This window comes from Streptomyces sp. NPDC098101 (assembly GCF_044760185.1).
GTDB lineage: Bacteria > Actinomycetota > Actinomycetes > Streptomycetales > Streptomycetaceae > Streptomyces.
This window is the reverse complement of the sequence record NZ_JBIWAS010000001.1, coordinates 210,341-223,254: the sequence shown is the minus strand read 5'-3', so window position 1 is coordinate 223,254 and position 12,914 is coordinate 210,341. Positions and strand designations below refer to the sequence as shown.

The following is a 12,914-nucleotide window of genomic DNA, read 5'->3' as shown; positions in this document are numbered from 1 at the left end:
TGCTTCTTCATTCGACGAACCGACCACCGTTCCCTCGGCGACGACACAGCCGCGCCCTGGAACGAGCAGAACCATAGCCCCACCTCGGGGCACGGCACCACCGATTAAATTCGGGGCTTCACCTGGACGCCCCCGACAGCCTGCGGACCAGCGTCATGCCGCGCGTCGTAGAGCATCCTGAGCGAGGACTTACGGTCCACCGGCCTCAACGACCGGCCGCCGGTAGTTCACGGAAATCCCGAAGCGCGTGGTGAACTCCACCAAGTTCGTACCGCAGTACCCACGGCCTGAACAACCGCCATGTCCAGGACAGCAGCCAATACGGTCAGCTCAGCAGCGAGTTCCGCTACGCCGACGGGAGGAAGATCGCACCCAGCTCAGAAGTCCGACAGCCGGAACCCGATGCGCACCTCCGCGCACGTCTTGCCTCCAGAGAAGCGATGGACGGGTTCGACCTGATGCGGGACGCCGGACTACTACGCTCCTCGCTCAACTTGCCATACTCACTGAACGCGCCTTGACCTGCCGTTGATCAGAGCATTGGGTGACCCACCTACTGTGAGCGTTGTGTTAAGCAGGGGTGGGGATTGTGAAGAGACACCGGGCGTATCAACGTGCCTGGAGCGCGGGAGTCGTCTTGTCCGCTTTGGCCATGGGGTTGATGGTTCCATCTCCTGCAGCACGGGCAGCCGCGCCAACCGTTGATGCGCCCGTTCTTGGCGAGGCGGACCTCGCTCTGAAGACGGCCAAGGAGTCCGGCCAGCGTGTCGAGGTCGAGAGCAAGCGTTCCGAGCGAGCAAGCGTGTTCGCGAACTCCGACGGGTTCACTTTCACTTTGGAGCAGCACACGGTGCCGGTGCGCGTGGCAAAACCCGGTGGTGGCTGGCAGGTGCCGGACCCGATGCTGGAGCGGCGTGAGGACGGGTCGATTGGCCCCAAAGCCGCGTCTGCGGTGATGTCGTTCTCTGGGGGCGGCGACGCCGCCCCGCTGGTCGAGATCGCCGATCGCGGTCGTTCGCTTCAGCTCGATTGGCCGGGCGATCTGCCAGTTCCTGAAATCGATGGAGCGAACGCGGTCTACCGCGATGTGTTGCCTGACGTCGACCTGAAGCTGACCGCGACAGTTGAGAGCTTCCAGCAAGTACTGGTGGTCAAGACGCCGGCAGCAGCGGCGAACCCGGCACTCAAGGAGCTCACTTTTGGTCTGAAGGCACATGCCCTGACTGTTCGGGAAGGTGCTGCCGGGAGTCTTGCCGCAGTCGACGGCAGCGGGGCCACTGTCTTCCGTGCTCCGCCGGCTCGAATGTGGGACTCGGCCGGAAAGGTTGATGACGTGCCTGGCGCGGCGCCACAGTTGGTGCGGCAGACTGTCGTAGCGGCGAATGACGCGCCGCCGGGTCCCGCCGACCCGTCTGAGCAGGCGCCTTCCGGTACCGGTCTGCAGCCGGGGCAGGGTGACAACGTCGCCCGCATGGATGTCGATGTCAAGGCAGATGCGCTCACTGTCGTTCCGGACGCCGGGATGCTCAGCAGTACCGCATCCGAGGACTACCCGTTGTTCATCGACCCGACAGTGACGTGGGGTGAGTCGGAGCGGACATTGCTGCGCAACGACGGTTACGAGTCCTACGGGTGGGGTAACGGCGACGACGAGCGCGGTCAGGGCGCCGGCAAGTGCGGCAGCTGGAACGGCTACTACTGCGGCCCCGGCTACGTTCAGCGTCTGTACTTCGAGTTCGCTCCTGACAACCTCAAGGGCAAGCAGGTGCTGGACGCTACGTTCGCGGTGACCGAGCCGTGGTCTTTCCAGTGCGATCCCCGGCAGGTTGACCTGGTTCGAACGAACAACATCTCCTCGGCCACCACGTGGGCGTCCCGGCCCGCCGAGCTCGACTGGATGGCCGATCTGTGGGTTTCCGCCGGACGCGGATCGCTGTGTGATCCGGACTCCCCTGATGCTCCGATCGAGTTCAACGACAACCCGCAGGAGCCGAACGAGAACCTCACGCCAACTGTGCAGGCTTTCGCTGCCGGCAAGTTCGCGCGGCTGACGTTGGAGCTCCGGGCTGGGAGTGAGACTGATACCTCGGCGTGGAAGCGCTTCAGGAATGACGCGGTCCTGCGGGTGCTGTACGTCGCCAAACCGGCATTGCCGACCAACGTCGGCATCGTGAGCGGTAGCAGCCGGATATGCGACACCAACGGCGCGGACCCGGCGGTACTGGACAATCCGCAGCCCACCTTTACCGCAACCCCGCAGACCGCTCCTGGCGGCGAGGCTCAGGCCAAACTGAGGACGTGGATGCGCCTTGAGTACTGGGTTTCTGACGGCGTCTGGTCCGGCAGTGGTATGGCGAGTCCGAGTACCAGCACTGTCCCGGACAACTGGAAGACCACGGCACTGTGGCCCACGAAGCTGACCGAGGGGCGCCTCTACCGTTACTCGGCCGCCACCCAGGTATTCACCGACGCCAATGTCCAGGCATCTGCCTCGGGGTATGCGCCCTGGTGCTACTTCATGGTCGATCCGACGGCGCCGAAGGCACCCACGGTCACCTTCGGGAGCCCCTACAAGCCGTGTTCCGATCCAAATAGCTGTCCCTTCTACGGCGCCCCTGGCGTGCCTGGAACGGTTTCCTTCAAGCCTGCCGCCGGCGACACCGTCGTGTCGTACCACTACCGCCTCTCCAACGGCTACTGGGCTGAAGTGGCTGGCTCGACTGCAACGGTGACGATAAAGCCACCCGCAGCCGGTACCTACACGCTCCTCGTACGAGCCGAGGACCCTCAAGGGCGATGGGGCACCCAGATGGCACATGACTTCAGAGTCGCCAAGGGAGCTGATCCTGTCGGCCGATGGCAGTTCATGGGGACATCCGGCGCGGCACTCGACAACGCGCCGGACGGGGGTTTGTCCCACGCGACCTTGTACGGGGCCGCGACTCGCGACAACCGCGGCCGCCGAGGAGTGATCACCCATGACAAGGACGGGGCGCTTCTGGATCCGCAGGTGGTGGACGGGGGCCTTTCACTCGGCGGCACCACCGGCTATGCCTCCACCGCTGGGCCCGTAGTGACGACCGGCTCTTCCTACACAGTTTCCGCCTGGGTCAGGTTGGAGGACGGTAGCCAGAATCAAACGGCGCTGAGCCAGGACGGCACGATGACCGGCGGTTGGTACAGCGCCTTCTACCTCGGGTATCGCTCCGAGTCGGGGAAATGGGAGATACGCACCTCGCCGAAGGATGCCACGGACGGCAACCTGACCACCCAGTTCGTGCAGTCCAAGGAACCGGCCACCCTCGGTGTGTGGACTCATCTCGCAGCCGTCTACGACGCTACCAACACAGAGATCACCCTCTACGTCAACGGCAAGCTCCAGGGAACGGACCAGGTGGCCCCGTCGTGGACGTCCACGGGTAAGTTCCAGATTGGTCGAGCTTGGTGGCGTGGTGCGTACTACGACTATTGGAAGGGTTCGATCGACGAGGTCAACGTCTGGCAGAGCAAGGTGGATGCCTCGGACATCCTTGATGAGGCGAGCGCCCTCCTTCCGGGCGGCTTCAACGCGGCCGAACTCGTGGCCGACTGGTCCCCTGGCGGAGCCTCCGGAACGACGGTCGCAGACACCACATCCGGATACGGCAAGACTCTGACTTTGACGGGCGGCGCCACGGTGGCTGGTGAAGACATCGTCTTCGACGGCGTCGACGACGCTGCCACGTACAAGGGCCCGTTGGTCGATGACACGGGGTCGTTCACGGTGACGACTCAGGTAGCTCTGGACAAGACCAAGATCAACGCAAAGAGCACGGGCTATGTCGGCCAGATTCTCGGACAGCGCACCGCGGACGGCTCAGCCTGGGGTTTGTGGTACCAAGCCGCTGAGACCAAGCTGGACCTTGTCGAGATCACGCTCCCAGATGGAACGAAGGACATGGTCGAGAAAGAAGTGCCAGTAGGTTACTGGCACTTCGGGCGGCTCAACACGGATGGCACCTTCTCTTCGGTCCGGTCCGAAAAAGAGTCCGAACTGGATACCCCTGTCCGCCTGACCGGGGTGTATGACGCCCAGGCCGCCACGATCTCACTCCGCGTCGGCACGGAACTCGACGCTGTTCCGAAGACGTTCACGGCCAAACTCGGCACCGGAGAGCTCACGATCGCCAAGGGACTGTCCGCCGGAACCTGGAAGCACTTCCTCGCAGCCCGCGTATCCGACATACGGGTGTGGTCGGGAGCTGTACACAACGAGACCCAGATCGACGCGCTGATCAGTTCCTGACGGCACAGCTAGGCAAGGAGTGGGCGGCACCGTGTGCCTGGTGCCGCCCACTCCTGCTCTTCAAGCCAGGGCAAGGAGCCCATGGCTTCTATCAATCCGCAGTTCGAAGGGGTGGGGAGAGTATCTGTGAAACCCGTAATAGGCAGAACAAGTGCGCAAGAGGGAAGGCCGCGGCGTAGACGCCGCAGAGCGCTCGTCATCGTGCCTCTGGCCCTGGCGCTGTCGATCCCGATCGGCCTTACCCCTGTAGCTGCCGAAGGCACAGGCGGCCTGGGCCGACCGGACGTGCCCAAGCCTCGAGTCGGCAAGATCCATGAGGGCTCGGGTCCGGGCGCCAAAAAGGCCCGGGAACAGGTTGCGAAGGAACTGCAGGAGAGCACGACCCAGGTGATGCGCGCCCGGGCCGAGCAGCTGCGATCGGTCTGGCCCGCGGCCGGCAATGCCGATGTCACACTAACGGCCGGGCGCACCAAGATCGCACCCGGCGGCCTACCCGTCACCCTCGCTCGCTCCAACGCCAGGAACGCTCTCCAAGCGAACGGCCATGCGACGGTCACGGTGCTGGGCCAGAAGGCCGCAGACCAACTCGGGATATCCGGAGTTGTGCTGACCGCCGAGGCAGAACGAGCCGGTGGGGCCGAGGTGAGCATCGGTTACAGCGGTTTCGCGTCCGCCATCGGAGGTGGCTGGGCCGGCCGACTCCGGCTAGTGCAACTCCCGACGTGCTCCCTGACCACGCCGCAGAAGGCCGAGTGCCGGACCCAAACCCCCCTTCCTTCGCGCAACGACCCGAAGAACCAGACGGTCACCTCCCGCGTCTCTCTCGCCCAGAGCGCCGACGGAGAGGGCGTCGAACCCCAGCTCGGGTCCTCGACCTCTGGCGTGACAGTCATGGCCCTGACCGCAGCCGGCGCCGATGGCGCAGCGGCGAACGGCACCGGCGACTACAGCGCGACACCGCTTTCAGCCTCGTCCTCGTGGTCCGCCGGAGGTAGCTCCGGCTCGTTCACCTGGTCGTACGGTCTCGCTCTCCCGCCTGCAGCCGCAGGCCCGACTCCGTCCCTCAGTCTGGGCTACGACTCTGGCAGCATCGATGGGCGCACCGCGACCACCAATAACCAGGGAACCACCATCGGTGAAGGGTTCTCCCTCACCGAGTCCTACATCGAACGCTCGTATGGCATCTGCGACAAAGACGGACACACGGATGTGTTCGACCGCTGCTGGAAGTACGACAACGCACGGATCGTGCTGAACGGGAAATCCTCGCGCCTGGTGAAGGCTGACGCGACGAACCCGACTGCCACCACCAGCGAGTGGAAGCTGGAGAACGACGACGCGTCGAAGGTGACCCGTTCCACTGGAGCCGCCAACGACGATGACAACGGCGAGTACTGGACCGTCATCACCGGCGACGGAACGAAGTACGTGTTCGGCCGTGACAAACTCGACGGCGCCACCACCGAGCGCACCAATTCCGCCTGGACCACGCCCGTATTCGGCGACGACGCCGGTGAGCCCGGCCATGACGCGGGTGCCACGTTCGCCGAACGGTCGGTGACGCAGGCCTGGCGCTGGAACCTCGACTACGTCGAGGACACCCACGGGAACGCCGCTACTTACTGGTACACGGCAGAGAAGAACTACTACAAGAAGAACAAGGCCACAAAGGCCGATGCCGAATACGTACGCGGCGGGTACCTGAAGGAGATCAAGTACGGCCTTCGCAAGGGTGCCCTGTTCACGGACGACGCAGACGCCAAAGTGACCTTCGGCTACGCCGAGCGCTGCACGGAGGGAGCATGCTCGTCGCTGACGAAGGAGACGGCCGAGACCTGGCCGGACGTACCCTTCGATGCCATCTGCGCCAGTGGCTCCACCGAGTGTCTGTCCCAGTCGCCCTCGTTCTTCACCCGCAAGCGGCTGACCGGCATCGACACTCACTCGTGGAATACGACCACAGGCACCTACGACGCGGTCGACAGTTGGGACCTCGTTCAGGAGTACCAGGACGGAGGCGACATCGGTGACACCTCCGACCACGTCCTCACACTGAAGTCGATCACACGGACCGCAAAGGCCGGGACGACCGCCATCAAGTCGAACCCGGTGGTCTTCACCTACGACATGCGTCCGAACCGAGTGGATGACAACGCCGACCACATCCTGGCTCTGACCCGCCCTCGGATCCGCACGGTCGTCTCCGAGACCGGCGGCATCACCACCGTGGAGATGTCCCCTGCGGAGTGCGTACGCAGCCAGGTTCTCACCGCTGCCGAGGACACCAACACCCGGAACTGCTATCCCCAGTACTGGAACATCAACGGCAGTTCCATAGCGTCGGTCGACTGGTTTCACAAGTACCGTGTGATCGGCGTCCTCACATCCGACCTGGCAGGCTGGAACGAGCCCGTCGAGAACCAGTACGTCTATAGCGGCGCTGCCTGGCGCTACAACGATGACCCGTTCACGCCGGAGGACGAGCGGACCTGGTCGGACTGGCGCGGTTACCGTGAGGTCACGGTCTACAAGGGTGCGGTCAGAACCGGAGTCAACCGGACCAAGACGGTGTCGCTGTACATGCAGGGCATGCACGGCGACAGGAACAAGAACGGCACGACCAAGTCCGTGTCGATCGCCCCGCTCACGCAGCCAGCAATCGGGCTCGCCTCGGTGCCGGACGCTAACTACTACGCGGGAACACTGCGCGAGCAGGTGACCTACGACGGTGCAACTCCGATCTCCGCGACGGCTAACCTGCCCTGGTCGCGCGAAACCGCGCGCCAATCCGCTGTCCCCGACGCCGGCGACCATGTATCCCGCTTCGTCCGCACCCAGCGCACGACGTCCTACACCTACCTCACCGCATCCAGCTCCTGGCGCTCACGCGCCACGTCGACCGTCTCGTTCGACGACTACGGCATGCCCACCGAGGCTGTCGACCTGGGTGACGAGGACAAGTCGGGCGACGAGGTCTGCACCGAGACCTGGTACGCCCGCAATGCCGACGCAGGGTTGACCAATCTCGTCTCGCGTGTGCGCACTGTGGGCCTCAACTGCGGGTACAAGGAGGCCGATCTCCAGCTCGCCGCGGCCGACGGCACGCGCTCCAACGTCATGGCCGATACGGCGATCTCCTACGACGACATCGCCTGGTCCACGACGATGAAGCCGGTCAAGGGGCTTCCCACCTGGACCGGACGCGCCTCCGCATACGGCACAGGCGGAGCTGTGACGTGGCAGAAGACCAGCGTCACCGCCTACGACAACCTCGGTCGGCCCACTGCGGTCACCGACGCGCAGGGAAGCACCATGACCACGGCGTACTCGCCCGTGGATTCGGGTCCGCTGACGAGAACGACCGTCACCAATCCCCTGACGCACAAGGTCACCAGCTACCTCGACCCGCGGCGCGGCCTCGCCCAGCGCACCTACGACGCGAACCTGAAGAAGACCGAGCTCGCCTACGACGCGATGGGCCGCCTGACCGACGTGTGGTTGCCGAACCGCAACCGCAGCACACAGTTGCCCAACACTCAGTACAGGTATTCGCTCAGCAACACCGCAGAGTCCTGGGTCTCGACGGCAAGCCTCAAGGCCGACGGCGAAACGTACAACACGAGCTACGCGATCTACGACTCGCTACTGCGACCGCTTCAGACACAGACCCCGACTCCTCAGGGCGGGCGCCTGCTGACGGACACCCGCTACAACACCCTGGGAAGCGTCTACGCCACCTACTCCGACGTCTTCGACACGAACGTACCGGGCTCGAAGTACGCGCGGGCGATGTACGGAGGAGCACCGAAGCAGACCGAGACGGTCTTCGACGGTGCAGGGCGACCCACGTCCAATGCCCTGTACGTCAAGGGCACGCTGAAGTGGACTACCAGCACTACTTACACCGGCGACTCCACCGCCACCACCGCGCTCGACGGCGGTTCCGCGACGCGTGCAATCACCGACGCCCTCGGCCGGACGATCGAGACCCGTGCGTACGCGGGTCCGAGCCCGGCGGACGCCGAGTACGGGGCAACGCTCGGAAGTTCTTACACCTCGACTGAGTTCGAGTACACCCGTGACGGCAAGCAGTCGAAGATCACGGGGCCGGACGGCGCCGTGTGGAAGTACTTCTACGACCAGTACGGTCGGCAGAAGACCACGGAGGACCCTGATAAGGGTACGACTCGTACCGAATACGACGGCCTTGACCGGCCGGTGAAGGTGACGACCGGAAGTTCCACGGTCGTGACCGGATACGACGTTCTCGGCCGTCCGACCAACACCTGGTCGGGCACGGCATCGGACGCCGCGCTTTTGACGAGCCGCACCTACGACACCCCCCTCAAGGGTCTTCCCGCCGCCTCAACCCGCTACATCGGAGGCAAGTCCGGCAAGGCGTACACCAAGTCGGTCACGGCGTACGACATCTTCAATCAGCCCGCGACGACCGAGCTGACCCTCCCTGCCACAGACCCGATCACCCCGTCCGTGCCAGGCGGGAAACTGACCTATCAGTCCACCTACCGCATCGACGGAACCGTGGGCAGCACCAGCGAACCCGCTCTGGGCGGTCTGGCGAGCGAGGTCATCGGGTACGGCTACGGAGCCCTGGGCCAGCTCACGTCCGTGAAGGGCCTCAACGGCTACCTGCAGCAGGCCGACTACTCCGAGACCGGCCAAGTCCTGCAGCTCACCCTCGGCAAGGGCGGCACAGGTGACCGCAACGTCTATGTCACCAACAGGTACGAGGAAGGAACAGACCGCCTGACCCTCAGTCATGTCACGGACCAGACACACCCGTACATGCTGCAGCACCTCACCTACACCTATGACCAAGCCGGCAACGTCACCTCGATCACCGACCCGACGACCCTCGGCGGCACCACCAAGGCCGAAACCCAGTGCTTCGCCTACGACGGCCACAGCCGCCTGACCGAAGCCTGGACCCCGACCTCCCAGAACTGTGGCGATACGCGCAACGCCAGCACCCTAGACGGCCCCGCCCCGTACTGGACGTCGTACACCTACAACACCGCCGGTCAGCGCAAGACGGAGACACAGCACCTCTCCACAGGCAACACGACCACGACGTACTGCTACGACCCGGCCAAGCAGCCGCACGCACTGCGCTACACCACCCCCCGCACCACATGCGGCACCGCCGCCGACCCCACCAAGGACAAGGTCTACGACTACGACACAGCAGGCAATACCACCAAGCGTCCCGGTGACACCGCACAGCAGAACCTGACCTGGTCACCCGAAGGCCAGCTCACCACACTCACCGAAAGCACCAAGTCGACCGACTACGTGTACGACGCTGACGGCACTCTGCTGATCCGCAACACCAAGGCCGGCGAACGCGTCCTGTACGTCGGCGCGACGGAACTCCACCGCCGTGACAACGGCACCACCTGGGCCCAACGCAGCTACACCGCTGGCGGCACCCCGATCGCCGTCCGCACGAACGAGACCGGAACGACCCAGCTCCAGTTCCTCGCAGGCGACCACCACGGCACCCAAAGCCTCGCTGTCACCTCGGACACCACACAAAAACCCACAAAGCGCTACATGACCCCGTTCGGGGGGGAACGCGTCGGCTCAATTGGCACCTGGCCCACTGATAAGGGCTTCCTCAACAAGACCGCTGACAAATCGACGGGTCTTACACACATCGGCGCGCGCCAGTATGACCCAAAAATCGGTCAGTTCATCAGCGTCGACCCAATCCTCTCAACCGACCAGCACCAATCTCTTAACGGATACAGTTACGCCAACCAACACCCCACCACGTCCTCGGACCCCACCGGCCTCAGAGAGGTTTGCGGAGCCTACGGAAACTCCTGCATCCCAACTGCCCCAGAGCTCACGGGCACAGTCCCAGGAGACGTTCAGAAACCCTCTGAAGGTGGCAACACCAATGTTGGAACCGTCACCGCCGGCGCAGGAGAGGCATCCGGAACAGCTAGCTCCAACAGTGGAGGTGGTAGAGGAGGAGGATCAAGTGGAACTGCCCCTGCGGGAAACTATGACCTCTCCTGGTCGAATCCTTTCAGCGAAGCATTCTGGGGCACAGTCAGCATTGCCGCACACACGTCATCCCTCTTCGGGTGGCTAGGCGACTCCGACTGCTGGAACGGCGGAGCTGGCGCCCCGGGCTGCGACTACGGCGGCAGCTTCGACCAATGGGTCCTCGAACAAGGCGTGGACTCGACGTCCGACTGGTACCAAGTGCCCGGCTTCATCGGGGAAATGATTGCGCACGGCCGCGCTGGCGGAGGCGCAGGAACAACCCCTCGCAAGTCAACCCCACTGACCGGTGGCCAGTGCTTCCTCGCCGGAACACTCGTCCTCATGGGCGATGGCAGCACGAAGGAGATCCAGGACGTCGAGGTCGGCGACGAGGTCCTCGCGACTGATCCCGAAACCGGAGAATCTGGCGCGCGACCCGTCACTCAACTGATCCGCACCGAGGAAACCAAGCACCTCAACACACTCTCCATCGCCACCCCCGACGGCACGGAGACCCTCACGGCAACGGCTGAGCACCCCTTCTGGTCAGCCTCGCAGCACGCCTGGATTGCTGCGAAGGACCTGAAGCCGGGCATGACCCTGCTCACCGACAAGGGCGAGACTGTTGCCGTCAACAGAAACGCTTCATTCACCAAGTACGTGAAGACGTACAACTTCACCGTTGACGATCTGCACACGTACTACGTGCTGGCCGGCCAGACCCCGGTCCTCGTCCACAACACCTGCCTCAATGTTGCTCAGATATTGAGCGAACTCGCGAACAAGCGCGTCACGACGGGGCGCCTGTTTAGCAACTCAAAGGAAATACATGATGAGATTGAGGCCGGAGGAAACAGTCCTCTGGTTCAAGCGACCGACGCGTACTTGAGGAAGCACGGAGCACCTATCAACCCAAGGGTGAAGTATTATCCGGCAGCGCAGCACGTCGAAGCGCAATACGCCATGGTAATGCGCGACGGGAGAACGAAATCAGCCACTGTGGTCATGAACAATAAAGCGGGCGTGTGTGGCGACATGTACGGCTGTCAAGGGGCAGTTGCCAAGATCCTTCCCGTCGGTTACACAATGGAGGTCTGGTATCCTGGCGCGGAGGCTGCGAAGATAATACATGGAGAGGGATCGGCGCCATGATCCTTAACGCAATAATCCACGGGCGATACCAGTACGCCGATGATTGGAACGGGAAATCTGCACTAATCACGGAGGTTCTAGAGAATCTTCAGCATGAGGACCGTAGTGGGCCATGGATCAGCGCCGGAGAGACCGCGTCGTTCATGTTCGCCGAACGGCGCCACTCTGAAACGGTGCGCGACTGGTGGCCTGACAACTGCCTTCAGGTTGCTGTAAATTCGGAGTCCGGATACGGCGGTCTCGTTTGGTCTGCAAATCAAGACCGGATCACGAGGGACGAGATCTCCGAACACATCTGGGTCTCCGATAATCCGAATCCCCCAGATTTCGATCCGCGCGTGGTATCAGATCCTGGCGTCCCGTACTTCTTCGACCCAAGAAGCACCCTCCCTGTCAACCAGATCAGAGCAGCGCTTGAGGAATTCTGTCGGAATGAATCAGGCAATCGCCCCGAGTGCGTAGCGTGGGTTCACGGGGAATTGAATGGAGAGCGCCATTCATAGAATGATTCACGCAGCCAGCGTGGCACTTAAGCGATAGGCCTCGCGTCACCCAAGCGGAGGACTTCCGACAAGAATCGGATTCCCAGCGTAAGAGTCGAAGCCCCGTCAGGTTACCCTGACGGGGCTTCTGCGATCGACGCCCCCTCTAGCATCCAGTGCGGCTCTCACTATTGTTCCAAAACGCTTTGGGTTCACACTCGTTAACCATGCGTGAGTGATCTGGTGGGGGATGCGCGGACGTGATCGCCGGACACGCAGGAGGCTGTGCGGCTGCTGGCGGTGTCCGCGCTGGTGGAGGGCCGAGACCGGGTGGAGGTCGCGGCCTTGTTCAAGGTGTCGGTCAGGGCCGTGAACCATTCTGTACCGGGTCCGGTTCACCGAGCCCGGTGTGGGCAAGTAACTCAGGCGGTGGTGTCTGACCTTCTGACGGCCGGACAAGCGGGCTGTCGAACAGGATCCGCAGGCTATCTGCGTCTGGTGTGAGGAGACCTGGCCAGCGATCCGGGCCAGGGCAAAGGCGGAGGGCGTCGAAGTCCTCTTCGGCGACCAGGTCGGAACCCGCTCGAACCAGGTCACCGGCCGCACCTGGGGCGAGCAAGGGCGGACACCGGTTGTCCGGCGTACTGGGAACCAGTTTTCCGTGAAGGCGATGTCTGCGATCAGCACGAAGGGGATGCACTTCATAGTCTTCCCGACCGAGACCTTCGACGCGAAGGTCGTGTGCCGCTTCCTCGCCCGGCTCGTGGGGCACTTCGACCGGAAGGTGCACCTGATCGTGAACCGGCACTCGGCTCACCGTTCGAAGACTGTCCGGGCCTGGCTCGCCGACCACAGTGAGCCTTTTCTAACCTGTTCCTGATGCGGTGCAGTTGGGCTGACAACATGGCGAAGCCCCTGGTAAATAGATTTTTGACCAAGAGAACCGGCTCCACCAGAGACTTCACGTGCTTGTTTACCCG

At 63.4% G+C, this 12,914-nt stretch carries 4 protein-coding genes; all 4 read left to right on the top strand.

The genetic code is table 11. From position 1 onward, the window contains the following. The first annotated feature begins 637 nt into the window (after window positions 1–637). Window positions 638–4,285: a LamG-like jellyroll fold domain-containing protein gene (locus ACIQVI_RS00950; RefSeq protein ID WP_403589678.1), complete on the top strand. Its 3,648-nt coding sequence runs from the start codon at window positions 638–640 to the stop codon at window positions 4,283–4,285. A gap of 81 nt (window positions 4,286–4,366) precedes the next feature. Continuing rightward, window positions 4,367–11,452 carry a polymorphic toxin-type HINT domain-containing protein gene (locus ACIQVI_RS00945; protein ID WP_403589676.1) on the top strand — a complete coding sequence of 2,362 codons (7,086 nt, stop codon included), beginning with the start codon at window positions 4,367–4,369 and terminating at the stop codon, window positions 11,450–11,452. After that, a complete protein-coding gene (locus tag ACIQVI_RS00940; protein WP_332436597.1) occupies window positions 11,449–11,955 on the top strand; it encodes an Imm1 family immunity protein in 507 nt (168 codons plus the stop codon). Before ACIQVI_RS00945 ends, ACIQVI_RS00940 begins: the two co-directional genes overlap by 4 nt. A gap of 466 nt (window positions 11,956–12,421) precedes the next feature. Next, window positions 12,422–12,814, top strand: a complete 393-nt coding sequence (locus tag ACIQVI_RS00935; RefSeq protein WP_403592172.1) for a transposase — start codon at window positions 12,422–12,424, stop codon at window positions 12,812–12,814. Window positions 12,815–12,914 lie beyond the last annotated feature (100 nt).

What these genes read in the sequence shown, in the direction of transcription:
- ACIQVI_RS00945 (WP_403589676.1), top strand. Translation starts at nt 4,367, where the DNA reads ATGGCTTCTATCAATCCGCAGTTCGAAGGGGTGGGGAGAGTATCTGTG.
- ACIQVI_RS00940 (WP_332436597.1), top strand. Translation starts at nt 11,449, where the DNA reads ATGATCCTTAACGCAATAATCCACGGGCGATACCAGTACGCCGATGAT.